This is a genomic window from Ruegeria atlantica (genome assembly GCF_947495585.1).
Taxonomy (GTDB): domain Bacteria; phylum Pseudomonadota; class Alphaproteobacteria; order Rhodobacterales; family Rhodobacteraceae; genus Ruegeria; species Ruegeria atlantica_G.
Window position 1 is genome coordinate 63,775 of sequence record NZ_CANLZK010000012.1, and the last position, 24,451, is coordinate 88,225.

22 protein-coding genes are annotated in these 24,451 nt (G+C 59.1%); 13 read left to right on the plus strand and 9 right to left on the minus strand.

The annotated features are described in order from the left end of the window. The first annotated feature begins 84 nt into the window (after nucleotides 1-84). From hrpB to QMP16_RS18020, 3 genes are all read left to right on the plus strand, one after another. Nucleotides 85-2,520, plus strand: coding sequence for an ATP-dependent helicase HrpB (hrpB, locus tag QMP16_RS18010; protein ID WP_282153505.1), 2,436 nt, complete (start codon nucleotides 85-87; stop codon nucleotides 2,518-2,520). A 110-nt stretch (nucleotides 2,521-2,630) separates the two neighbouring features. Continuing rightward, on the plus strand, nucleotides 2,631-3,089 hold the full coding sequence (locus QMP16_RS18015; RefSeq protein WP_282153506.1) for an NUDIX hydrolase: 459 nt from the start codon (nucleotides 2,631-2,633) through the stop codon (nucleotides 3,087-3,089). A 92-nt stretch (nucleotides 3,090-3,181) separates the two neighbouring features. Continuing rightward, nucleotides 3,182-4,660 (plus strand): inorganic phosphate transporter, encoded by a 1,479-nt coding sequence (locus tag QMP16_RS18020; protein WP_282153507.1) that lies wholly within the window; start codon nucleotides 3,182-3,184, stop codon nucleotides 4,658-4,660. Nucleotides 4,661-4,671: 11 nt separating this feature from the next. Here QMP16_RS18020 and QMP16_RS18025 read toward each other — a convergent pair whose 3' ends face one another. The 3 genes from QMP16_RS18025 to QMP16_RS18035 all read right to left on the minus strand — a co-directional run bounded on the left by QMP16_RS18025 (nucleotide 4,672) and on the right by QMP16_RS18035 (nucleotide 7,615). Beyond that, nucleotides 4,672-5,646, minus strand: coding sequence for a 2-dehydropantoate 2-reductase (locus QMP16_RS18025; protein WP_282153508.1), 975 nt, complete (start codon nucleotides 5,644-5,646; stop codon nucleotides 4,672-4,674). Nucleotides 5,647-5,713: 67 nt separating this feature from the next. Continuing rightward, the gene (locus tag QMP16_RS18030; RefSeq protein ID WP_282153509.1) at nucleotides 5,714-6,664 is read right to left on the minus strand and encodes a pirin family protein; all 951 of its coding nucleotides are present in this window, start codon (nucleotides 6,662-6,664) and stop codon (nucleotides 5,714-5,716) included. Nucleotides 6,665-6,775: 111 nt separating this feature from the next. Further along, complete coding sequence (locus QMP16_RS18035; protein ID WP_282153510.1) at nucleotides 6,776-7,615, minus strand: phytanoyl-CoA dioxygenase family protein; 840 nt, start codon at nucleotides 7,613-7,615, stop codon at nucleotides 6,776-6,778. A 188-nt stretch (nucleotides 7,616-7,803) separates the two neighbouring features. Here QMP16_RS18035 and QMP16_RS18040 point away from each other — a divergent pair, with 188 nt between their 5' ends. Then, on the plus strand, nucleotides 7,804-8,292 hold the full coding sequence (locus QMP16_RS18040; protein WP_058272225.1) for a hypothetical protein: 489 nt from the start codon (nucleotides 7,804-7,806) through the stop codon (nucleotides 8,290-8,292). Nucleotides 8,293-8,339: 47 nt separating this feature from the next. After that, nucleotides 8,340-8,897 carry a ferric reductase-like transmembrane domain-containing protein gene (locus tag QMP16_RS18045; protein ID WP_282153572.1) on the plus strand — a complete coding sequence of 186 codons (558 nt, stop codon included), beginning with the start codon at nucleotides 8,340-8,342 and terminating at the stop codon, nucleotides 8,895-8,897. Nucleotides 8,898-8,929: 32 nt separating this feature from the next. On the opposite strand, the gene QMP16_RS18050 is transcribed toward QMP16_RS18045, so the two are convergent. Genes QMP16_RS18050 through QMP16_RS18060 form a run of 3 tightly spaced genes read right to left on the minus strand, consistent with a single transcriptional unit; the run spans nucleotide 8,930 to nucleotide 11,432 of the window. Then, nucleotides 8,930-9,277 carry a 5-carboxymethyl-2-hydroxymuconate Delta-isomerase gene (locus tag QMP16_RS18050; RefSeq protein WP_282153511.1) on the minus strand — a complete coding sequence of 116 codons (348 nt, stop codon included), beginning with the start codon at nucleotides 9,275-9,277 and terminating at the stop codon, nucleotides 8,930-8,932. A gap of 12 nt (nucleotides 9,278-9,289) precedes the next feature. Further along, nucleotides 9,290-10,216: an ornithine carbamoyltransferase gene (gene argF / locus QMP16_RS18055; RefSeq protein WP_058272227.1), complete on the minus strand. Its 927-nt coding sequence runs from the start codon at nucleotides 10,214-10,216 to the stop codon at nucleotides 9,290-9,292. Nucleotides 10,217-10,244: 28 nt separating this feature from the next. Next, nucleotides 10,245-11,432: an aspartate aminotransferase family protein gene (locus tag QMP16_RS18060; protein ID WP_282153512.1), complete on the minus strand. Its 1,188-nt coding sequence runs from the start codon at nucleotides 11,430-11,432 to the stop codon at nucleotides 10,245-10,247. 294 nt (nucleotides 11,433-11,726) lie between these two features. Between QMP16_RS18060 and QMP16_RS18065 the strand changes: the two genes are divergently transcribed. Then, entirely contained in the window at nucleotides 11,727-12,611 is an 885-nt protein-coding gene (locus QMP16_RS18065) for a DMT family transporter (RefSeq protein ID WP_282153513.1), read from the plus strand. Nucleotides 12,612-12,723: 112 nt separating this feature from the next. Further along, nucleotides 12,724-13,959 carry an MFS transporter gene (locus tag QMP16_RS18070; protein WP_282153514.1) on the plus strand — a complete coding sequence of 412 codons (1,236 nt, stop codon included), beginning with the start codon at nucleotides 12,724-12,726 and terminating at the stop codon, nucleotides 13,957-13,959. Here the strand turns inward: QMP16_RS18070 and QMP16_RS18075 are convergent. After that, nucleotides 13,956-14,759, minus strand: a complete 804-nt coding sequence (locus QMP16_RS18075; protein ID WP_109313410.1) for an ABC transporter permease — start codon at nucleotides 14,757-14,759, stop codon at nucleotides 13,956-13,958. The two genes, QMP16_RS18070 and QMP16_RS18075, sit on opposite strands and share 4 nt — an antisense overlap. 126 nt (nucleotides 14,760-14,885) lie before the next feature. On the opposite strand from QMP16_RS18075, the gene QMP16_RS18080 reads away from it, so the two are divergent. Then, nucleotides 14,886-15,461 (plus strand): GcrA family cell cycle regulator, encoded by a 576-nt coding sequence (locus QMP16_RS18080; protein WP_058272305.1) that lies wholly within the window; start codon nucleotides 14,886-14,888, stop codon nucleotides 15,459-15,461. Between the two features lie 27 nt (nucleotides 15,462-15,488). After that, a complete protein-coding gene (locus tag QMP16_RS18085; RefSeq protein ID WP_282153515.1) occupies nucleotides 15,489-16,112 on the plus strand; it encodes an NUDIX hydrolase in 624 nt (207 codons plus the stop codon). Nucleotide 16,113: 1 nt separating this feature from the next. Here QMP16_RS18085 and QMP16_RS18090 read toward each other — a convergent pair whose 3' ends face one another. After that, the gene (locus QMP16_RS18090; RefSeq protein ID WP_282153516.1) at nucleotides 16,114-17,190 is read right to left on the minus strand and encodes a DUF2235 domain-containing protein; all 1,077 of its coding nucleotides are present in this window, start codon (nucleotides 17,188-17,190) and stop codon (nucleotides 16,114-16,116) included. Next, nucleotides 17,168-19,459, minus strand: a complete 2,292-nt coding sequence (locus tag QMP16_RS18095; RefSeq protein WP_282153517.1) for a xanthine dehydrogenase family protein molybdopterin-binding subunit — start codon at nucleotides 19,457-19,459, stop codon at nucleotides 17,168-17,170. Before QMP16_RS18095 ends, QMP16_RS18090 begins: the two co-directional genes overlap by 23 nt. A 108-nt stretch (nucleotides 19,460-19,567) precedes the next feature. On the opposite strand from QMP16_RS18095, the gene QMP16_RS18100 reads away from it, so the two are divergent. The 4 genes from QMP16_RS18100 (at nucleotide 19,568) to QMP16_RS18115 (ending at nucleotide 24,420) form a co-directional block, all read left to right on the plus strand. Next, on the plus strand, nucleotides 19,568-19,714 hold the full coding sequence (locus QMP16_RS18100; RefSeq protein ID WP_282153518.1) for a hypothetical protein: 147 nt from the start codon (nucleotides 19,568-19,570) through the stop codon (nucleotides 19,712-19,714). Beyond that, the gene (locus tag QMP16_RS18105; RefSeq protein WP_282153519.1) at nucleotides 19,698-19,886 is read left to right on the plus strand and encodes a hypothetical protein; all 189 of its coding nucleotides are present in this window, start codon (nucleotides 19,698-19,700) and stop codon (nucleotides 19,884-19,886) included. Before QMP16_RS18100 ends, QMP16_RS18105 begins: the two co-directional genes overlap by 17 nt. Before the next feature lie 77 nt (nucleotides 19,887-19,963). Further along, on the plus strand, nucleotides 19,964-23,119 hold the full coding sequence (locus tag QMP16_RS18110; protein ID WP_282153520.1) for a valine--tRNA ligase: 3,156 nt from the start codon (nucleotides 19,964-19,966) through the stop codon (nucleotides 23,117-23,119). Between the two features lie 137 nt (nucleotides 23,120-23,256). Further along, nucleotides 23,257-24,420 carry a benzoate/H(+) symporter BenE family transporter gene (locus QMP16_RS18115; RefSeq protein ID WP_282153521.1) on the plus strand — a complete coding sequence of 388 codons (1,164 nt, stop codon included), beginning with the start codon at nucleotides 23,257-23,259 and terminating at the stop codon, nucleotides 24,418-24,420. Nucleotides 24,421-24,451: the final 31 nt, after the last annotated feature.

A 24,451-nucleotide genomic window follows, 5' to 3' on the forward strand; every position in this document is an offset into this window, starting at 1 on the left:
GGCTCTAGGCCGCAGCGGCGCGATCATCGTCATTGGGAAACAGCGGAACTGGACGTTGCGCCGTGGTTGGCTGATAAAGCGCCAATGACAACACGCCTGCCCATCGATGACCCCATTCCCGATTTGCTTGACGCCCTGAAAGCCAATGGCCGGGCCGTTTTGCAAGCCCCTCCGGGCGCGGGCAAGACAACGCGGGTACCTCTGGCGATGCTTGAGGCCGGGTTGTGCAATGGCAAGATCATTATGCTCGAACCCCGCAGGCTTGCTGCGCGGGCCGCGGCAGAGCGGATGGCTGAAACACTGGGACAACGTGCGGGTGAAACCGTCGGTTACCGCGTGCGGGGCGATGCGAAAACCTCAAAAACAACCCGCATAGAAGTGGTGACCGAAGGTATTCTGACCCGAATGCTGCAATCTGAACCGGATCTGCCGGGCGTCGGCGCTGTGATTTTTGACGAGTTTCACGAACGATCTTTGAACGCTGACCTCGGGCTTGCCTTGTGCCTTGAGGTTACGGGCGCACTACGCGATGACCTGATCCTGCTGGCGATGTCCGCCACACTCGACGCCGAACCGGTCGGCCAACTGATGGACGCGCCGGTGGTGACGTCCGAAGGGCGCAGTTACCCGGTTGAAACACGTTGGCTGGACCGGCCACTGGGTGCACAGGCGCGACGACTGGATGCGCTAATAGATCTGGTCGCCAAGGCCGAGCGTGAAACCGAAGGCGGCATGCTCGTGTTTCTGCCCGGCGAGGGCGAAATCCGCAGGGCCGAGGCCGCGCTATCCAAACGGTTGCCTGGCGATTGCGCAGTTAGACCCCTGTTCGGCGCAATGCCCTTTGCCGCCCAGCGCGCAGCGATCTCGCCAGCCGAGACAGGGCGCAAGGTCGTGCTCGCGACGTCAATCGCCGAAACCTCTCTAACTATTCCCGACATCCGCGTGGTTGTGGATATGGGTCAGGCGCGCCGGGCGCGGTTCGATCCGGGCTCTGGCATGTCGCGGCTGGTCACGGAACGGGTGACGCGGGCCGAAGCAACCCAACGCGCAGGTCGTGCTGGGCGCGTGGCCGAGGGCGTGTGTTACCGGCTTTGGTCCAAAGGTGAAGAAGGCGCGCTGGCCGCCTACCCCCCTGCCGAAATCGAAGCCGCCGACCTGACGGGCCTTGCGCTGGAACTGGCGCTTTGGGGGGCCGAACCGGATGACCTGGCCTTTTTGACACCACCACCCGAAGGAACGATGGCCGAGGCCCGCACATTGCTGAACATGCTGGGTGCGTTGGATGCAAAAGGGCGGATCACCGACCACGGACGGGCCTTGGCTTCGCTACCCCTGCATCCTCGGCTGGGGCATATGCTGGTGACGGCCGGGACCAGCGCCGCTCCGCTGGCAGCGCTGATGGCGGAACGTGATCCGCTAAAGGGCGCTCCGGTAGATCTATTGCTGCGGCTTGATGCTTTGCGTGATACCCGCGCCTTTCAACGCAACCGGGTGTGGCAGATCAACATGGGCGCGTTGGAACGGATCAAAGCCGAGAGCAAGCGGCTGAAAACACGAAGCAGCAAGACAGACCTGAGCCCAGCCGCGATGGCCGCATTGGCCTATCCCGATCGCATTGGGCAACGCCGCAAAGGCGATGTGCCGCGTTACGTTCTGTCCGGCGGCAAGGGCGTCGTGTTGGACAGCGGTGACACATTGGCGGCCGCGCCGTATCTTGTGGTGACAGATACGGACGGAAACCCGCGCGAGGCCAAGGTGCGCATGGCCGCACAAATCTCAGAGCGTGAAATCCGGGACCTGTTCGCGGATCAGATCGAATGGGTAGACAGCTGCGCGTGGTCGAAACGCGAACGCCGGGTCATTGCGCGCACGCAGGAACGCCTTGGCGCGATCACTCTGGATGACCGTATCTGGAAGGACGCGCCGGACGAGGCCATCGCCCGCGCCATGCTGGACGGAGTGCGTGATCTAGGATTGCGACTGGACGGGGCCGCAGCACGATTGGCGGCACGGGTGGAACTAGTACGCGCCGAAGGGATCGACCTGCCGGACTTTTCATTGGGCGGGCTGATGGCCGCTCTGGACGACTGGCTGCTGCCCATGTTGTCAAGTCAGCGCAGTGCAGACGACTGGAAAAAGTTCGACCTGCTGCCTGCCCTGCGCGCGCGGCTGGACTGGGCCCAAACGCAGGAATTGGACCGTCGCGCGCCGGGATCGTTTGAAACACCACTGGGCCGCAAGGTGCCAATTGATTATGGCGGCGCGGTGCCCGAGATATCAGTCCGCCTGCAGGAACTGTTCGGTGTCACCCGGCATCCGGCTATCGGGGGCGAGGCGCTCAAGATCACTCTGCTGTCCCCTGCGCGGCGACCCATCCAGATCACGCGCGATCTGCCGGGATTTTGGGCCGGATCTTACGCGGATGTGCGCAAGGATATGCGCGCGCAATATCCCAAACACCCCTGGCCCGAGGATCCGACGCAGGCCGATCCAACCTTGCGGGCCAAGCGGCGGACCTGACGTTCGTTTGCTTCAGTAAATGCGTTCGTTCAATAGATGCATTGAAGCCCCGGTTTATAGTTGTTATGTCACTTTTCCTTGAACCTAAGAAAAGTACTGGCACTTAATCGATGGCATCTTGGCTGAACAATATCTGGGAAGAAGTTGGCAAACCCTTCTTTCAACGCCCACACAGGGTACAGTTTGCAGCCTTGTGCGTGCGCGGAACCGGCGACGACAAAAAAGTTCTGTTGATCACCAGCCGTGGCACAGGCCGTTGGGTCATCCCAAAGGGATGGCCGATTGACGGCATGGACGGGGCCGAGACTGCCAAAGAAGAAGCTTGGGAAGAAGCCGGTGTGAAAGTGAAACACCTGGGCCGCAAGGCAGTGGGCCATTTCACCTATGACAAGATCCTGGATGACGGTACGGCCCAACCCGTGCGCACCAATGTGTATCGCATAGATGTCAAAGATCTGGCCGAGGAATTCCCCGAGGTCAGCGAACGTGAACGGTGCTGGTTTTCGCCGAAAGAGGCCGCAGAGCTGGTACAAGAGCCGGAACTGCGCGAAATGCTGCGGCAAATGTAACGCTTTCGCAACAAACTTCTGTGAGGCCGGTTGCCACAAGACCGGGCAACCGTTAACCGCGCCGGTTAAACCGTATCACCCACAGAAAACCGATGTCGAACACGAACAATAAAAACCGCTGGCAAGCCCTGGACAGCGATCTGCACCGAATTTCCCGCCTTGAGCATGCGAACGTGCACGTGGCGCGGCCGCTGCTTGCGCCGGGCATCGCGCTGGCCTTCATAGTCATTGCCGGATTGATTGCTGCGATACTATTCGGTCGGGCAGACGGTGGGCTGATCGTCATCGCGGCTGCCGGTTTTGGTGCCTATATGGCAATCAACATCGGCGCCAACGACGTTGCCAACAACATGGGCCCTGCGGTCGGTGCTAACGCCCTGACCATGGGTGGGGCAATTGCCATCGCCGCAGTCGCGGAAAGCGCGGGGGCCCTGCTGGCGGGCGGAGACGTGGTCTCGACCATCTCCAAGGGCATCATCGACCCTGCCTCAGTCCAAAATAGCTCGGTCTTTATCTGGGCGATGATGGCGGCGCTGATCTCATCGGCGATGTGGGTCAACCTGGCAACATGGGTCGGCGCACCCGTTTCCACAACGCATTCGGTCGTGGGCGGGGTGATGGGGGCTGGTATCGCTGCAGCAGGTCTCAGCGCGGTTAGCTGGGGCACGATGAGCGCGATTGCAGCCAGCTGGGTGATCTCTCCGGTTCTGGGCGGCGCGATTGCTGCCGGATTTCTAGCGCTGATCAAGGCGAAAATTCAGTATCAAGACGACAAAATTGCCGCGGCCCGTCGCTGGGTGCCTATTCTGGTGGCTGTTATGGCCGGTGCATTTGCCACCTATCTCTCTGTCAAAGGCCTGAAGCGGATCGTGAAAATCGATCTGGAAATCGCGCTACTGATCGGATTGACCTCGGGCATTTTGGCTTGGGCCGTGACCGTGCCTTGGGTTCGCCGCAAATCCGAAGGGCTGGAAAACCGCACCAAATCTCTGAAAGTTTTGTTTGGGTTGCCTCTGGTCATCTCAGCCGGTTTTCTGAGCTTTGCACATGGTGCCAACGACGTCGCCAATGCTGTCGGCCCGCTGGCCGCGATTGTGCACGCCGCTGAATTTGGCGATTTTGCTTCTAAAGTTACGATCCCGACATGGGTGATGGTGATCGGGGCCTTTGGGATTTCGTTCGGCCTGTTCCTGTTTGGCCCCAAGCTGATCCGGATGGTGGGTAGCCAGATCACCAAACTGAACCCGATGCGCGCATTCTGTGTCGCATTGTCGGCGGCGATCACAGTGATCGTTGCAAGCTGGCTTGGGTTGCCGGTCAGCTCGACCCACATCGCGGTGGGTGCGGTGTTCGGCGTCGGATTTTACCGTGAATGGAATCAGGATCGCCGACGCAAGCAAAGTAATGATCGCCGTCCGCCCGAGTTGCGGCTGGCCCGTGAAGAGCAGCGGCGGCGCAAGCTGGTGCGGCGGTCGCATTTCATGACCATTATTGCCGCCTGGGTTATTACCGTCCCAGCGGCGGCTACAATGTCAGCCGTTATCTTCTGGATTTTGACTGCGTTCACCTGAATGTGGTCAGGTCACGGGAAGATCTGATCCGGTGATAGACTTACATCCGGCTTCTGTTCGATCAGAGCCTGTACCCTAGCGCAAATCGGCGCAGGCCGCCTATGTTGCTTGCCCAGTCGGACAATCTCCCCTTGCAGACTGTCGATTTCCGTCAGGCGCCCCGCCATGAGATCATAGGCCATCGACGTGCGCGCGCTTGGGTCGATGGTCAGCATCCGGGCCGCGATCCGGGTGAACAATGGCGTTGGCAGACGCAGGATATGCGGCGTCGTCCAAGCGGGCAAAGGCGTGGTTGAAGCAACAGGGTGGCCTGCGGCCTGAAGTACCCGCAAAGCCTCGGCCATCTGGTCGGCCATCAGGCGACGCCACCTGTGATCCAGCAATTGATCCTTCAACGTCAGCCCCGACAACGCGTTCAGTGCATTGTTCAGGTTGATGACCAGCTTACCCCATTGCACAGATTCGATGTCGTCGCTTTCGATCACCGGCAGGTTGGGCGAGCTGAGCACTTTCCCCAGATTGCCGGGGCCGGACTGGATCACGATATTGCCGGAAGTGGCGCGGTGAAAGCTCGCGGGCTGGGGCGGCACGACGTTGAAGGGCACCATTCCCGCGCGAACGTCATGATCCGGAAGCGCTGCCCGCAGCACCCGGGCATTTTCCATCCCGTTCTGCCAGGACAACACTGGCGCAGAGGCCGGCGCGAACCGCGCAATCTGTTCTGCCATATCCCCCGTGGCCGCGGCCTTGACGGCAACAATCACCAACTCCGCATCTTTCAGGCAATCGGGGCTTTCGGACATCGTCAGCGTCTCGGCCGCCACATGAAGATGCAGACCGGAAAAATCAGTGACGCTCAGGCCCTTCTCGCGGACTGGGTCCAGAATGCGTGGGCGACCCAACAGCGTGACCGAGTGACCGGCATCAGCCAAAAAGGCTCCGCAATAACATCCAATGCTGCCCGCGCCTGCGATTACGATCTTCATGGCAACCCTCCCGTTGAGGCGAGGATTGCCGGTATCGCAAGTTCGGACAAGGCCCCCTGACGTCTGGTTAACGCGCCCGTCTTGGGCTTGTGCGCTCCAACTCGTCTGAAATCGGAATGAACTCCTGATCATCGCCGGGGGGCAGGTGGAAGGCACCGTTGGCCCAATCGGCGGCTTTCCATTCGCGGGTGGCGTTTTCGATTTTTTCTTTCGAAGAGGACACGAAATTCCACCAGATATAGCGACCCTCATTCAATGTGGCTCCGCCCAGCAGCATCAACCGCGCGCCAAACGGACCCGCCTTGACCGAAAGGCGATCGCCCGGGCGGAACACCATCATGCGACCTTCTTCGAACGTGTCGCCCGCAATCTCAACCGATCCCTGAATGACATAAACCCCGCGATCTTCGTGGTCGTCGGGCAATGGAAAGGCGGCGCCGGGTTCAAGTTGCACGTCCAGATAGAAGGTTTCCGACGGCATCGTCACCGGGCTTGTTTCGCCATAAGCCGAACCAAGGATTAGCCGCGCGCTGACGCCGTTGTCTTGGATATGCGGCAGCGCGCCCTGCTTGTGGTGCTCAAAATCCGGGGCCATGTCCTCGTACACCTCAGGCAGTGCAATCCAAGTCTGAACACCGAACAGGCTGTGCCGCTTAGCCCGCGTTTCTTCACTGGTACGTTCCGAATGGGTCACGCCGCGGCCAGCCACCATCCAATTGACCTCACCGGGATAGATCATCTGATGGGTGCCAAGGCTGTCGCGATGCTCGAACTCGCCCTGATACAGATAGGTCACTGTACCCAATCCGATATGAGGGTGCGGCCGTACGTCGATGCCACCGTCGGTGATGAACTCGGCGGGGCCCACCTGATCAAAAAAGATAAACGGTCCAACAAGCTGACGTTTGAGCGAGGGCAACGCGCGCCGCACCTCGAAACCGCCCAGATCACGGGCACGAGGGATGATCAGTGTCTCCAGAGGCGAATTCTCGGGGTTTTGGGTAGGATTCCAACTCATGCCTGCTCTCCCGCGATCAGTTCATTCGGTTCACTGATGTAGGTAAGGCCTGACATACTCGCCTTTCAATTTGCAGAAACGCACAGAACGGGTGCGAACCCGGACCATACATCAGGCACGGCGCGGCCAAAGCTGCGGGAAAAACGCCCCATCAATTCGATCACCTTCGCGATATCCTTCGGCTTCGAACTGCGCCCGTTCATCCTTGGCCCAATCCCCCCGATACCGGAGCCTGCCATCCGGAGCGGTCATCCTCAGCGTAAAACGGCGTACGGTTTCCGTTGGGGTGACTGATGACAGCCCACCGTGCAAGGTGCGCATGTCGAAGAAGATGCAGTCGCCCAGATTCATATCCCATTGCAAAAGATCGAAAGCGCCCGGATCGGCATTGACGTCTGGCGGCGGGTGATAGGTCAGCCCCGCAACCTCGGTGGGTTCGTAGCTGGGATGCCCGTCGGCGAACCTGACCCGCATGAACAGCTTGTCCCACAGATGCGAGCCTTTGACGAAGGCGATACCGTTTTCTTTGGTAACCGGCTCAAGCGGCAACCACAGGACGCACATCGTGCCTTCGAAGTCGAAATAGGACAGGTCCTGATGAAACGGTGGACGCGAAATTGATCCAGCCTCGCGCAGGAACCAGTTGTCCATGACAAGATTGATCGATAGTGCACCCAGCAACTGTGCGGCAAGCGGAGCACAAGGTGAGTTGTGAACGAATTGCGTGAATTGCGGGATTTTATTCCAAGCCCAGTAGTCCTCGAAATAGGCAGGTGCGCGAGGGTCCTTGGTATGGCGGGTGAAATTATCGGTTGGGCGGGCCAAATCCGCGTCGATGCCGTCTCGCAAAAGTGCCAGCCAATCCTCTGAGAACCTGGAGCGCAGCACAACCGCACCGTCGCGCTTGAACGCCTTGATTTCTTCGTCTGAGACAACGTCTTCGACAATCATATTGCAGGACTCCCCGAACTGACGGATTTCAGGATGGCACCCGCGCGGGGGCACGGTCAAAGGAATTCACAATTTGTCACCCCCCGCCGCGCGACCCCTCGGAAACTGAAACAATCGTGCTATCTTTCCGCTGAAAGGATGCCCGGCATTGTCGAGGCGTGGTGAAACACTTGAAAAGAGAGGTTTGCATGCCTGGTCTTACGTTCTCTCGTCGTTCTTTGGTTTTGGCGTCTGGGGCTGTTCTGGCAACGGGTGCGACAGGCTTTTTGGTGCCAGCGCGCGCAAGTGGTGTGGCCCCCACCGCATCCATGCGCGGAGGGTCCAACAATTACCGTCCCGGCGCGCCCATCGTTGACCGGATTGGCGGCGGCGGGTTCTGGATGACCGGAACAGTGCGACGCGCCGGGGACGGCGCCCCCCTGCCCGGTCAGCGCATCCAGATCTGGGCGCATACGACAGAAGGCCACGAACGCGATCCGCAGAGCCACGGCGCAACTCTGACCGATGCCAATGGAGAGTTCCGACTGGAGATGCCACAAATCGTACCCGCCTTTGGCCAGCCACACGGCCATCTAGCTTATGACAGTGGTGAATTCGAAACGGTTTTCCTGCGCCCAATTATGGGCAGCTCCAAGGACAAAACCTTGGCCGCGCATTTCGTTCTGCAGCCTGCCTAACCACAGTGCGTCGAAGCCTAGTAATCTGGACCTTTGTGATCCTTGCCATGGCCGCACCGATTATCGCGGCTGCGGCGAGCCCTCAGCTGGCATGGCGTGAACCGATCTACATCACCGCCGGGTTTGCCGGTGTTATTTCAATGTGTCTGCTGTTGATGCAGCCGCTACTTGCGGGCCGTTTGTTGCCGGGGCTGACCCCGGTTGCCAGCCGCCATTGGCATAGATGGTGTGGGCTAGCATTAGTTGCAGCCATTCTGATCCATGTCGGTGGTTTGTGGATCACCAGCCCGCCCGACGTTATTGACGCTCTGTTATTTGTTTCACCGACACCGTTTTCGGCTTGGGGTGTGATTGCGATGTGGGCCGCGTTCGGAGCCGCGTTTCTGGGTCTTTTTCGCAAGCACCTTGGCTTAAGGTTTCGCGTCTGGAGGTTGGGGCACGGGGGCCTTGCCACCATAACCATCATCGGCAGTGTGGTGCATGCCCTGCTGATTGAAGGTACAATGGAGGTCACGACCAAATGGGCGTTATGCGGTTTGGTCGTGTTGGCGAGCGTCGCGACGCTCGCCAAATTGCGGATTTGGGATATCAGGCGACCCAGCTGAACAACACAGGATCTATGACAACCGAACACTGGCTATGGCCCGGCCAACCGTTTCGCGTAGGAAGCGCGGTTCATCTGAACGTCTTGCACTGTGAGGCTGCCAACCTCGGGCAAGGCTGCCGACAGAACCTTAAGAATGGCGGCATTAAGCTCACTACGCATCGCCTCGTCCCGACCCTGCATCAGTAGAAGCGCGGCGTGGACAAAGCTCTGGGGATCAGTGCCAATACGGTAGTATTCTACCGGAATGGCGCGGATTTTTATCGTTTCAGCGTCGAATTCACGATGTTCAGCCAGCAAGGCAAATAGCTGATCGCAAATTGCCTGAACATCATGGACCTGCTCTATGCCTTTCGAAAACTCCAATGTGACATGGGGCATGATGGAATCCGTTCAGACGCCCAGACACCAGCGCATTACAGCCTTTTGCGCGTGCAGACGGTTTTCGGCCTCGTCGAAGATGACCGAGTTGGGGCCGTCCATCACTTCGGATGTCGCTTCTTCTTCGCGGTGGGCAGGCAAGCAGTGCATGAACAGCGCGTCCGGTTTTGCGTGGGACATCAGCTCGGCGTTGACCTGATAGGGGCGCAGCATGTTGTGGCGACGCTCCTTGGCGGACTGAGAATCGTGCATTGAGACCCAGGTATCAGCGACCACCAGATCGGCACCCTCAACCGCTTTGTACGGATCTCGTTCGACCACGATTTTCGAGCCTTTTTGACGGGCAAGCCCCATAAACTCTTCTTCCGGATCAAGCTGGGCCGGGCCGGTGAAGGTGAAATCAAACCCGAACTGCCCCGCGGCATGCAGGAACGACGCGCAAACATTGTTGCCGTCGCCGGTCCAGACTACTTTCTTGCCCGCAATCGGACCGCGGTGTTCCTCAAACGTCAGCACATCCGCCATGATCTGGCAGGGATGGGTGCGATCCGTCAGGCCGTTGATGACTGGCACGTCCGAGTATTCAGACATCTCGGTCAGAATGGTCTCATCGAAGGTCCGGATCATGATCATGTCGACATAGCGCGACAGGACGCGGGCGGTGTCGGCGATGGTTTCGCCGTGGCCCAGTTGCATGTCCTTCCCGGACAGCACCATGGTTTGCCCGCCCATCTGGCGCACGCCTACGTCAAATGACACGCGCGTTCTGGTAGACGGTTTTTCGAAGATCAGCGCAACCATGCGATCCTTCAGAGGCTGTTCGTCATCAAGTGCTGCCTTTGGGCGGCCCAGGCGCGCCTGTTTCATAGCGCCCGCTTGATCAATCATGGTCCGCAGATCGCCCGCGTCGGTTTTATGGATATCGAGGAAATGGTTCATTTCAGTTCACTTTTCATTCGGGTGTGTCTTAGGCCGAGGCCATTGACTCTTCGACCTTCGCAGCGGCTTTGTCGAGGCGGATCACGGCTTGGGCGATGTCATCCTCGGTCAATGTCAGCGGCGGAAGCAGGCGGATCACGTTATCGGCTGCGGGGACGGTAATGACCTCATTATCATAGCCGGCGTTGACCATATCGATATTGGGCGCTTTGCACTTCAGGCCCAGCATCAGTCCTGTTCCGCGCACTTCTTCGAAGACCTCCGGGTGCTCGGCGATTAGCCCTTCGAGCTTCTGGCGCAGCATCCCGGCCTTGCGGTTGACGCCCTCTAGGAATGCAGGCGTTGCCACCTGATCAATAACGGCGCAGCCCACGGCACAGCCCAGCGGGTTGCCGCCATAGGTAGAGCCATGCGTGCCTGCCGTCATACCGCTGGCGGCGTCTTCCGTGGCCAGAACCGCCCCTAGAGGGAAGCCACCGCCGATGCCTTTGGCGACCATCATGATGTCCGGGGTAATTCCAGCCCATTCATGGGCGAACAGCTTGCCGGTACGACCTACTCCACATTGCACCTCATCGAGGATCAAAAGCAGGCCGTTGTCATCGCAAATCTGGCGCAAGGCTTTGAGCTCCGCGTCTGGGACGGGACGGATGCCGCCCTCGCCCTGCACGGGTTCGATCATGATCGCGGCGGTTTTATCGGTGATCGCATTGGTGACGCCATCGAGGTCGCCAAATGTGACATGAACAAAGCCCGGCAGCAGTGGGCCGAAACCCTTGGTCATTTTCTCAGACCCGGCAGCGGCAATACCAGCCGACGACCGGCCGTGGAACGAGCCGTCAAAAGTGATTATCTCGACCCGTTCGGGCTGATCCTTGTCATAGAAATACTTGCGGGCCATCTTGACCGCCAGTTCGCAAGACTCGGTGCCCGAGTTTGTGAAGAACACAGTATCGGCAAAGGTGTGCTCGACCAGTTTATCGGCCAGCGCCTGCTGCTGTGGGATGTGGTAAAGGTTTGAAACATGCCACAGCGCGTGCGCCTGCTCGGTCAGGGCATTGACCAGTGCAGGATGGGCATGGCCCAGCGCATTCACGGCGATCCCGGCACCCAGGTCCAGAAAACGTCGGCCATCCGCCTCGGTCAGCCAGGCGCCTTCACCCTTCACGAAAGTCAGGGGCGCGCGGTTATAGGTCGGCAGAACGGACGGGATCATGGGATCATCCTTTTCAGGTAGTTTGAGCCTTGTGAGTGATACACTCGGCCTGTGTTCGTCAACTGATTTGGTGGAAATTGCGCCGATTTGAACAGCGCAAATAGATCAAAGAGGCCGGTTACGCGGCGAAGCGTCGGCGTCGGAGTCGCAGGATATGTGCTTTTTTGATCATGAGCCGCCGTATAGCGCTGCCCGAGGCGTCTGAAAACCCTGAATTTTGCGGACCGTTAAAATACTTGTGGCCCATTACATTTGCCGCTTGCCATTTGACATGCGCTGACGCACCGCTGACATATGTTTGTCGCCAAAGCCCACAATCCGCCTCTTGCGGCCGTGCTGATCACCGCCGCCAGTGCATTGCTGGCCGGGACCACCCTGCTGGCCAAAGCCTTGGGGACGGACACGTTGGGTCCCGCGCTGCATCCAATGCAGATCAGCCATGGGCGGTTTCTGTTTGCATTTATCGTGATCGTCACCGCCGTAGGCGTGATGCGGCCCCGCTTGCAGCGTCCGCATTGGGGGCTGCATATTGGGCGCACAAGTTTCGGCTGGGTCGGAATCACGCTGATGTTCGCCTCGGTCGCATTCATCCCGATCGCGGATGCGACGGCGATTTCCTTTCTGAACCCGGTCTTTGCAATGGTGTTGGCAATCCCGCTGCTGAAAGAAGGCGTCGGCCCTTGGCGCTGGCTGGCGGCAGTGGTGGCGCTGGCTGGGGCGCTGATACTGTTGCGCCCGACACCCGATAGCTTTCAGCCAGCTGCCCTGTTGGCACTGACCGCAGCCGCAGTCATCGGGATGGAGCTCATATTCATCAAGAAACTCTCGGGTCGAGAAATCCCGATCCAGATCTTGCTGATCAACAACGCAATGGGCCTGACGATTGCCTCTGTCGCGGTGAGCTTTGTATTCCAGATGCCAACTTTAGAACAATGGGCAGCGCTGGCAGGTATTGGCGCGCTGATGGCCTGCGCGCAGGCGTGTTTTGTGAACGGCATGGCCCGGGCAGACGCCTCATTTGTTGCCCCAATCAGCTATGCGACGCTGATTTTCGCCGCTTTCTACGATTTCGCGATATTCGGCGTGATTCCGGACGGGATCAGCATGATCGGCTCAGCCATAATTCTGACTGGCGGACTTATTCTTGTCTGGCGAGAAGCGCGGGCGCGGCAAGCCTAAAACTTTAAATAGTTTTCCTGACATGGGCCGGGGGCGACCTGTATGTCGCAAACCCGGAAGAACGCGGATTGATACGGCGCAATGTAACCTCAGTTGATTTGAGAGTTTACCCATGCACGAACGCCGTATCCCCGAATGGGTGCGCCATGCCCCAGCACCTTCAGTCCGCGACTTCGGTATCCTTGCCGGGTTCGAGGCGATTGTCCGCGGTATTTTGATCTCCGTCTTTCCACTGGCTATGTACCGAGCATTGGGTGATGCGTCTTCGGTGTCGTTCCTGTATTTTCTGGTCGGCGTTATCTCGTTGATTGCGGGGCTGATGGTGCCGTTCCTGATCCGCTTCATACCGCGCAGATGGGCGTATACTGTTGGTTGCCTCATGTTCATCGGCGGTGCCCTTCTCGCGATTGAAGGCAGCCCGGCGGCCGTGGTCGGTGCGCTTGCCCTGAACACGGTCGCGACAGTGGTCACATTCATTTGCTTCAATGCTTATGTCTTGGATTACATCAGCAAAATCGAGCTGGGCAAATGCGAGACCAGCCGCATGTTTTATAGCGCGCTGGGCTGGGCAGGCGGACCGATGGCCGGCGTCTTACTGCTGGAGGTCTGGGCCCCTGCCCCCTTTGTCATCAGCGCCTTGGCAGGTGCGGTCATGCTGATCCAGTTCTGGCGCATGCGGTTGGGCAATGGCAAGTTGATCGCCAAGGCGCGAGGCACCGCAAAAAACCCGCTGGCCTTTCTGCCACGCTTCTTCGCCCAGCCGCGGTTGGTGGCCGGGTACCTTTTCGCCATGATCCGATCCTGTGGCTGGTGGATCTACGTGGTGTACCTACCCATCTTCGCTATTCAAAACGGGCTGGGTGAGCAACTGGGCGGCATCCTTTTGTCCACCACCAATGCGATGCTGTTCGCAGCTCCGCTTATTCTGCGCTGGGTGCAGGGGCGTTCGATACGCACAGCTGTCCGCGTGGGTTTTGCTGCCTGCGGAACCTGCTTTGTCACCGCTGGGGCAATCGCAGGTTGGCCGGTCGCGGCGGTTGCGGCGTTGGTTCTTGGGTCCATCTGGCTGATCGTTCTGGACATTTGCGCAGGGCTGCCTTTCCTCATGGCAGTGAAACCGTCCGAACGCACTGAAATGTCAGCGATCTACTCCAGCTACCGCGATGTTTCCGGCATTCTGACACCCGGAGTTGCATCCCTTGTCCTTCTGATCTCACCTGTCGCCGGGGTATTCGCAGTCGGAGGCTTGGCCTTGTTCGGGGCCTGGGCCGTGGCCGCAAATCTGCACCCCCGATTGGGAAAGCCCAGGATGACTTTTCAACCCGGTTCACTGGCCGAGACGGGTTAAGCCTTTAGGCGATACCCCGTCCGCAACATCTGCCAGGTCAGCGCGCCGACCAGCAGCGTGGCACCGGTGCAAACGGCAATACCCAACCAGGGTGAGCTGTCGGACACGCCGATCATTCCATACCTCAGGCCGTCAATCAGATAGAAGACCGGGTTCACATGGCTCACCCGGTTCAGGATAGGAGGCAGCGCCTGGACCGAGTAAAACGTACCCGACAGGAAAGCCAATGGTGTCACGATGAAGTTCGTGATGGCCGCCATCTGATCAAACTTGTTGGCAAAAATACCGGCGAACAGGCCTAAGGCCCCCATGAATGCGCCACCCAGAACTACGAATATCAGGGCAAACAACGGGTTTTGCGGGTATATGCCCAAAACCAGCGCAAGTGCGACCGCAACCACACAAGCGATCAGAACGCCGCGTGCTACGCCACCGGCCAGATAGCCCAGCAGGATCTCAAGCGGGGACAAAGGCGGCATCAACGTATCGACGATGTTTCCCTGCACTTTGGCGATCACCATCGACGAAGAAGTGTTGGCGAACGCATTCTGGATCACGGTCATCATCATAATGCCGGGCGCCAGAAAGGTCAGGAACGGCACCCCCATCACATCCGGACGCCCCGGACCGATGGCGATATTGAAGATCAGCAGGAACAGCCCGGCCGTCACAAGCGGAGCCAACAGGGTTTGTGTCCAGACCGCCAGAAACCGCAATGTTTCGCGTTGGGCCAGCGTGTAGAGCCCCATCCAGTTAACTGTTCCGAAACGCCGTTCGCTCTGATCTGCGGAAATCTGCATCACCTGCCCTCATCCTGATTCGAGAACCGCTTGTAACTCGGCTCGCAGTGATTAAAATAGGGGGCTGAGACGAATTCCCAAGGCGGCCCGAATCCGGGGCCGCTTTCCGCTTTTGAAAGGCAAATGATGTCCTGGACTGACGAGCGCGTAGAACTGCTGAAGAAAATGTGGGGCGAGGGCCAGTCGGCCAGCCAGATCGCCAAGGAGCTGGGCGGCGTAACCCGCAATGCGGTGATCGGCAAGGTGCACCGTCTGGGTCTGTCGAACCGCGCAACCGGTGCCTCGCCGGCCAAATCCGAACCTAAAGACAAACCGGCACCCGCGCCCAAGGCCGAGGCCAAGCCAAGGCCCGCGCCTAAGACCGAACCGGCGCGCCCAACGCCGGCACCTGCAGCCGAGACAAAACCGGCCGTTCCGGCGCGCCGCCAGATCATCCCGGCTGGTCAGCCACTGCCGCCGCAGCCTTCGGCCAACGAAATCAGCCCCGAGGCGCTGGCCAAGGTCAACGAGATCGAGAAGAAGGCCAAGAAGCTGACGCTGATGGAACTGACCGAGAAGACCTGCAAATGGCCAGTAGGCGACCCGGCGACCGAGGATTTCTGGTTCTGCGGCCTGCCGGTTGAAGCCGGTAAACCTTATTGCGAAGCGCATGTTGGCGTAGCCTTCCAGCCAATGAGCTCGCGTCGCGACCGCCGGCGGTAAAGACCGATGCGCCAGGATCCTGCAGTGATGGAGGATACCTGGCTTGCCCAGGCAAAACGATTGCTGGCGCTGGCCGAAACCGGCCAGCACTTTACCAAAGACCAGTTCGATCGCGAACGCTATGACGAGATCGCAAATATTGCCCGTGCTATGCTGGCCGATCTTGGGCAAGTGCCCCTGTCACGGATCGACGGATTGGTTTCAGAACACGCAGCAGGCTACGCCACGCCCAGCATTGATATTCGCGGCGCGGTGATCCGCGATGGGCTCATATTGCTGGTCCGCGAACGTAGCGACGGGAAATGGTCGATGCCGGGCGGGTTTGCTGATATCGGCAACTCGCCAGCAGAAAACATCGAACGCGAAGTCTGGGAAGAAGCAAGGTTACGCGTTAGGGCGGAGCATCTCTATGCCGTGCACCACAAAGCGCGACATCCTTACCCAGCAGATGTGCGAGATTTCTACAAGTTGTACTTTCTGTGTGACCTTGTCGGCAGGGAAATCCCAGAGGCAGGCCGGGAAACAAGCGATGCAGCGTTCTTTGCACCTGAGAACTTGCCCCAACTGTCATTGGGACGAACGATCAAAGCCGATATCGTAACCGCATTTTACGCCAAGGCGGCAGACGACAAACTCACTCGGTTCGACTAAATTACTGCGCCGGATGCGACGGCAAATCCGGCATTGGCACCCAGCGTGGTAACTCATCCGGCGAGACTGAGACATGGAGCTTCTCTGACCGGTCACGGCCCACTTTGCGGTGCTTGCGCAGCAGGAAAATCTTGCCCCAGCCACGCCAGGTTCCGACAGAACGGGCGGAGGTATCCGTCGGGAACCTATCACGCCAACCCTCAGGTAGCGGAAGACCATGCAGTTCTGCCTTATCCAGCATCCAGACCAGAGAAATGTTGCTGAGCGGACGGGCCTCTTCAAAGCCGTTCAACTGGCCACCCACATCGCCGTGAGTGCCACGGAACCAAACTTGTTCGACATGGCCTTTGAATTCGGGGGTACATTTCCACAGGACCGGCTCGAACACCTCGCGGGTCTCGTCCAGTGCCATCGCGTGGTAGCCATGACGCGTCGCGGGGCCCAGCTGGTGGGTGTGAAAGGAATGGCGCTCTTCGGCCCAGCGCCACAGCAGCGGCAGACGCATGCCCAGCGCCTTGACCGTGTCCCAGACGCCGACCATCTCAATCGCCACATCTTCGTGACAAAATTGCCGCCGGAACGCGGCCGCGGCCGAACCGCTGGCATTGCATTCATAGTGCCGGTAGGCCTGCTTGATGTTGCGAACGGTCGCATGTTCGGCCTTAACCAGACCAATCATATCGATCACACCAGCCAAGCTGCGCACACCATAAGCGCCGCGTGAATAGCCGATGAAATAGATACGGTCGCCGGGTTTGTAGCGTGAGGCGAGATAGCCGTATGCGCGGCGGATTTGGCGGTTGATCCCTCGCCCCATCATCACGTCCAGCGAGGATTTCCAGCTTTCCCACTGCACACCGGATTCGTAGAAGACGGACACTTTGCTGCCCATTTCGCGGCACAGTCGCAGGGTCTGGCCCGCATGGGTTTCGTAGCCCGGCTCAAGCGTCGACATGGTGCCGTCCAGGATAATCACATGGCTGACGGGCTCGCGGTGAAGCGCCTCGGCGGAATGCTCGGACCGTAAGGGCCGTCCGAGCCATCCCAGTACCTTTCTACTCAGCCGCGACAGAACCATGCGTCAACAATTCCCATACTTTATGAGGTGTGAAAGGCATGTCCGCCTGCCGCACCCCGTGATCCCAGAGCGCATCCTGAACCGCGTTTGCCACCGCGGCCAGCGCGCCCACGGTGCCGGCCTCTCCACATCCTTTCATCCCCATCGGGTTGGAAGTTGACGGAACCGGCGCCGAGGTAAACTTAATCATGGGTATCTCGGCCGCGCGGGGCAAGGCGTAATCCATCAACGAAGCCGTGAGCAGTTGCCCCTGCGCATCATGCACAACACGTTCCGTCAACGCCTGGCCAATGCCCTGCACCACCCCACCATGCACCTGCCCTTCGGCCAACATCGGATTGATAAGATTACCGAAATCATCAACGATCGTATATTGGTCGACCCAGGTTTCACCGGTGTAAGAATCGATCACGACTTCGGCAACATGTGCGCCATTGGGATAGCTGCGCGCATCCAGATCGGCGCTGGCTTCATGGCTCAGCAGGTCGGCGCGCCCATCGGCGCGGGCCATATCCGCGGCTTCGCTCAGCGTGGGCGTCAGGTTTGACCCAGGCGCCCGGAAGGTTTCATGGTCGAAACGCACATCACTTTCCTCCACCCCCATCTTATCCGCCAGATACGGCGTGAATGCGGCGATCATGACGTCGATGGTGGCCAGCGTCGCGGTGCTTTGCACCGTGACCGAACGTGACCCGCCAGTCCCGCCACCATGTGGCAACTGATCGCTGTCACCCTGGACCACATTGATCTGGTCCATCGGAACTCCGGTCTGGTCTGACAGGAATTGCGCGTAGACCGTCTCATGCCCCTGCCCGTTCGATTGGGTGCCGACATAAAGGTTCACCGTGCCATCCTCGCAGAACTCGACTTTCGCGTTTTCCGAAGGGTCACCCAAAATGCTTTCGATATAGTAACACAAGCCCCGCCCCCGGATCAGGCCACGTTCCGCATCTGCAGTTTTTCGCGTCGTGAATCCATGGGTCTGGGCACCTGCACGGGACAGGACCATATCGAAATCACCAACGTCATAGATTTCGCCAGTCGCGGTCTTGTAGGGGAAGTTTTCCGGCTGGATGAAATTCCTGCGGCGCAACTCCCAAGGATCGACGCCCAGTTGGCGCGCGGCGCGATCCATTACACGTTCCAGAACATAGATCGCCTCGGGCCGCCCTGCCCCCCGATAGGCATCGACTTGCGTGGTGTTGGTATAGAACCCCTCAACCCGCAGATACGTCGTTTGAACGTCGTAAACCCCCATCAACACCTTGCTAAAAAGACTGGTCTGGATCGCTTGCCCGAAATGACTGCTATAGGCACCTAGATTTACCTTGCTGTGCACACGGTAGGCCGTGATTTTCAGGTCCTCGTCAAAGGCGAGCTCAGCCAATGAGGTCAGGTCGCGACCGTGATGATCCGACAGCATCGCCTCGGATCGGTCAGACATCCAATGAACCGGCTGCCCGAGTTTCATCGCTGCAACTGAGACGCAAAAATACTCAGGGTACGGCATGACCTTCATGCCGAATCCGCCACCCACATCCGGAGTAGTGACACGGATCGCCTCGGGTTCCAGCTTCAGCTTTTGCGCCAACTGCCCCCGCATCGCCCAGACGCCTTGCCCACCATAGGCAAAGTGCAAACGTCCATCGACCCAATTGGCCTGACATCCCCGTGGCTCGATTGAGGTGATGATCACGCGGTTGTCGGCCACATCCAGCGAAACGGTATGCGCGGCGGCCTGAAAGGCGGCATCGGTTGCTGCTTCATCGCCCAACCCCCAATCAAAAGCACGATTGTCGGCGACCTGATCATGCAGTTGTTCGCCACCGGCTTCGACATCGAGTTTTGCGGGCAGATCATCTGTGTCCATCCAGATCATCTCAACAGCATCTCGCGCCTGCAACAGCGTGTCTGCGATCACGACAGCCACAGGTTCGCCAACAAACCGGACGCGATCTTGGGCCAGCATATGCCTGTCGGGCGCAAGGGTCTGAGAGCCATCGCGGTTCTGCACAGTTGCTGCGTTCATCACAGTGTCGATCCCAGCCGTCGAGAGATCATCCAGCGTCATGACAAGGCGCACCCCTTCCGCCTCACGCGCGGCATCCAGATCCAGCGCCGTGATCCGACCATGGGCAACCGGGCTGCGGAAAAAGGCCGCAAACAGAGCCCCTTCGGGCACATCATCATCCATGTATCGTCCATGCCCGGTCAGAAACCGCTGATCTTCTGTCCGTTTGACGGGCTGGCTTTTGCCGAACTTTTCCATGCGATGATCCTCCTGCGATGGCGACCGTAGCCCAGCCCAAGGCGATGTCCAGTCGAACAGACAGCTTCCCCGTGTCTTGCCAGTCATTTTTTGGTTAACCTACAGGTCATGACATGGGCACATGACAGCGTATTTCCGTTCACCGCCCTGCTAACCAGCAACAGCGAAGCCACCCACGACGTGTATGTCGGTGGCGACACCCGCGCGGGCATGGCACGGAACGGCCCCGGCCTTCGTCATGCGCTACGCCGATGACAAACTTACGTCAGAACGGCATATGGGCGCCCTGAAGAATACTTTCGGTGATCATCTTGATACGGTGGAACTTGACGGCAACGACCACTCATTGCTGACTTTGGATTTCCATGAACCGGCCTTCCAGTGTGTTCAGGACTATTTTCGCGCGCGCTTTGCCCAGGCCGAATAGCATACAACCCTTCCCCTTCCCTCACGCATTCGCTATTGCAGGCGCTGACCCGAATTTGTTGACGCAGGACGCATCCTATGGCGATGGAAAAGACATTCAACGCGGCCGAGGCTGAGGCCCGCATTTATGAGGCCTGGGAACAGGCCGGGGCCTTCAAGGCAGGCGCGAACAGATCGCGCGACGAAAGCTTTACCATCATGATCCCGCCTCCCAACGTGACGGGCGCATTGCATGTGGGCCACGCGTTCAACAACACCTTGCAGGATATCCTGACCCGCTGGCACCGGATGCGCGGCTTCGACACGTTGTGGCAACCCGGTCAGGACCATGCCGGTATCGCCACCCAGATGCAGGTCGAAAAGATGCTGGCCGCCACCCAACAGCCCAGCCGAAACGAGCTGGGTCGCGAGGCTTTTCTGGACAAGGTCTGGGAATGGAAGGGCGAATACGGCGGCACGATCATCGAGCAGCTGAAACGTCTCGGCTCCTCCTGTGACTGGTCGCGCAACGCCTTCACCATGGCGGGCGCACCACGCGATCCGCGCACCGGGCATGAAAACTCGGCCAACTTCCACGACGCGGTCATCAAGGTCTTCGTCGACATGTATGAAAAGGGCCTGATCTATCGCGGCAAGCGGTTGGTCAATTGGGACCCCCATTTCGAGACCGCGATCTCGGACCTTGAGGTCGAGAATATTGAGGTCGCGGGCCACATGTGGAACTTCAAGTATCCGCTGGCTGGTGGTGAAAGCTACACCTATATCGAGAAGGATGAGGACGGGAACGTCGTTTTCGAAGAAGAACGCGATTACATTTCGATTGCCACGACCCGCCCCGAAACCATGCTGGGTGACGGCGCGGTTGCGGTTCATCCGTCGGATGAACGGTATGCGCCAATCGTTGGGAAACTCTGCGAAATCCCGGTTGGCCCGAAAGAGCATCGTCGCCAGATCCCGATCATCACCGATGACTACCCCGATCCTGATTTCGGCTCGGGTGCGGTGAAGATCACAGGCGCGCATGACTTTAACGACAACATGGTCGCCAAGCGCGGCGGCATTCCGATGTACCGCCTGATGGATACCAAAGGCGCGATGCGGGCAGATGGTGCGCCCTACGCCGAAGAGGCGGGCAAGGCGCAGGTATACGCACGTGGTCGCGCGTTCACCGAGAACGAGATCGACGCGATTAACCTCGTTCCCGACCATCTCCGAGGTCTCGACCGTTTCGAGGCGCGCGCGAAAGTGGTCGAAGAGATCAACGCGGACGGTCTGGCCGTAATGACCCGTGCGGATGATCCGGTTCTGGGTACCAAGCTGGGCGAGGATGATGATCCCGCAGCACTGGTGCCGCTGGTCGAGAGCAAGCCGATCATGCAGCCCTTCGGCGACCGCTCGAAAGTTGTGATCGAGCCAATGTTCACCGATCAGTGGTTCGTGGATGCCGAAAAGATCGTCGGCCCCGCGCTGGATGCGGTCAAGGGCGGCACGGTCAAGATCATCCCTGAGTCGGGCGAAAAGACCTATTACCACTGGCTGGAAAACATCGAGCCCTGGTGCATTTCGCGTCAGCTTTGGTGGGGGCACCAGATTCCGGTTTGGTATGGTCTCGATCTGTCTGCGGAAGACTTCATCGACGACGAGAACGACGGAGACCTTGATTTGGTCGAATTGGGTCGTCTGCTGAATGAAGGTGGCATGCTGCACCGTGGCAATGTCATGGAATGCGCAACCAGCTTGGATGCAGTCACCGAGAAGTTCCTGGACGACAACGCCAACATTCCCAGCCCGCTGAGCCACGCAACAGTTGTGGAAGTTGCAGACAAACATGAGGCGATCCATCGGTTTGCTGAAAGTCTCGCTCAGTATGCCGTCGAACAAGACCCAACCAAACTGATCTATCCGGTCTGGCGCGACCCCGACGTCCTCGACACATGGTTCTCCTCCGGCCTCTGGCCGATCGGCACACTGGGCTGGCCCGAAAAGACCGAAGAACTGGAGCGCTACTTCCCTACGGACGTTCTGATCACCGGCGCGGACATCCTGTTTTTCTGGGTCGCCCGGATGATGATGATGCAACTGGCCGTGATGAACGAGATTCCGTTCCACACCGTCTACCTGCACCAGCTCGTTCGCGACGAGAAGGGCAAGAAGATGTCCAAGACCACCGGCAACGTCATCGACCCGCTGGAGATCGTGGACGAATTCGGTGCCGACGCGCTGCGCTTTACCAACGCCTCGATGGCGGCGATCGGCGGCGTGCTGAAACTGTCCCGCGAACGCATCACCGGCTATCGCAACTTCGGCACCAAGCTGTGGAACGCCGTCCGCTTTGCCGAGATGAACGAGGTCTTCACCGACGCCGTTCCTCAACTGGACGTGGCTGACCTGAAGCCCAAAGCTGCGGTGAACCGCTGGATTATCGGCGAAACCGCACGGGTGCGGGAAGAGGTCGACGCGGCGCTGGAAAGCTATCGCTTCAACGACGCGGCCAACGGGCTTTATGCCTTTGTCTGGGGTAAGGTTTGCGACTGGTACGTGGAGCTGTCCAAGCCACTGCTGCAAGGGGACGATGCCGAGGCGCAGGCTGAAACCCGCGCCACGATGCGTTGGGTTCTGGATCAGTGCATGGTCCTGCTGCACCCGATCATGCCGTTCATCACCGAAGAGCTGTGGGGCTTGACCGGCGACCGCGCCAAAATGGCCGTCCACGCCGATTGGCCAACCTATTCTGCCGCCGACCTGATTGACGCTGAAGCGGATCGTGAGATGAACTGGGTGATCTCGGTGATCGAAAACACCCGCTCGGCCCGTGCACAGATGCGGGTTCCGGCCGGTCTTTACGTGCCGATGCTGGTGACCGAGATCGACGCCAATGGCCAAGCCGCGTGGGACCGCAACGAGGCGCTGATCAAACGCCTGGCGCGGATCGACAGCCTGACCAAAGCGGATGAGTTGCCCAAAGGTACGATCTCGATTGCCGCCCCCGGCGCCTCTTTCGGCCTGCCGCTGGCGGATATCATCGATATCGGAGCGGAAAAGGAACGGCTGGAGAAAGCCAAGGGCAAACTGGCCAAGGAATTGGGCGGTCTGCGCGGACGTCTGAATAACCCCAAATTCGTGGCTTCGGCCCCGGAAGAGGTTGTCGCGGAAGCCAAAGCCAACCTTGCCGCCCGCGAAGAAGAAGAGGCGAAACTGAACGAGGCCCTCGCCCGTTTGGCCGAAATCGCCTGATCTTCGTCTTTTCGCAAATACTCAAAATCTAACACCCGCCGCTCACCCGGCGGGTTTTTTTGTTCGGTGACGCATTTCACCTTGTTTCTATCCGCTTGCGATTGTTAGCAATCTCTGCAGACAACTCCGAGGAAGTCATGGCGCGCCCTTTCCCTCCTGTGCAGACAATTTCGACTGGCCTTGTGGTGGCCGTTGTCGGCTTTTTCAGCTCTTTCCCGATCGTGCTGCAGGGCCTTATTGCAATGGGCGCCTCGGAGGCTGAGGCGGCCTCGGGTTTGATGATGGCCGCGGTTGCAATGGGGGTGACGGCGATTGTGGTCAGCCTTTGGTACCGGCAGCCGATCAGCGTGGCATGGTCAACACCCGGTGCCGCTCTGCTGGCGGTCTCGGCGACCCCATTGGTCGGATTTTCTGATGCAGTTGGGGCCTTTCTTTGCGCCGGAGCCCTGACTGTTGTTGCCGGAATGTGGCGTCCGCTTGGACGGCTTGCGGCCGCTATCCCGACAACACTTGCACAGGCCATGCTGGGCGGGGTTTTGCTGCCCTTATGCATCATTCCGTTCAAGGCGGCAGTTGAGCTGCCCTGGCAAGCGCTGCCGGTCATTATGACGTGGTTTATCGCTGGGCGGATCAATCGGTTGATCGCAGTTCCTGCCGCAGTGGTTGCCGCGGCAATCGTCGTTGTATTGAACGCCGGTGACGGTTCGGTCCGACCCGAGCATCTGGTCACCGCCCCTGTCTGGACCATTCCGACATTCTCGATCGCATCGGCGATCGGGATTGGCATCCCCCTGTTCATCGTCACCATGGCTACGCAAAACATACCCGGCATCGCCGTCATGCGCAGCTTTGGGTATGCGCCAATTGCTGGCAAGTTGTTCTCAGCCGTCGGAGGAGCCAGTATTCTGTCTGCCCCCTTTGGCGCTCCGGCCACGTGCCTTGCCGCGATTACCGCTGCGATGTGTTCAAACGAAGACAGCTACCCGGACCCGAACCAGCGTTACTGGTCAGCGGTTATGGCAGGCCTATTTTACTGCGTATTTGGCGTCTTTGCCGTGGCAATCACCGGGTTCGCGGCCCACGCGGACCCATTGCTCATGGGTACACTGACCGGCATTGCCCTGATTGGTGTGATGGCAAATGCGACCTTTGCTGCATTAGAGGTTCCCGCCGAACGCGAAGCGGCGATTCTGACATTCGCCATAACCGCATCAGGAATCACCGTCTTCGGCCTGGGCGCTGCAGTCTGGGGTTTGGCCGCAGGTGGTATCGCCTATCTGGTTACCAACCGATCCAGATGACAGCTTTCCCCCGCTGTGCTGGTCGGGTACT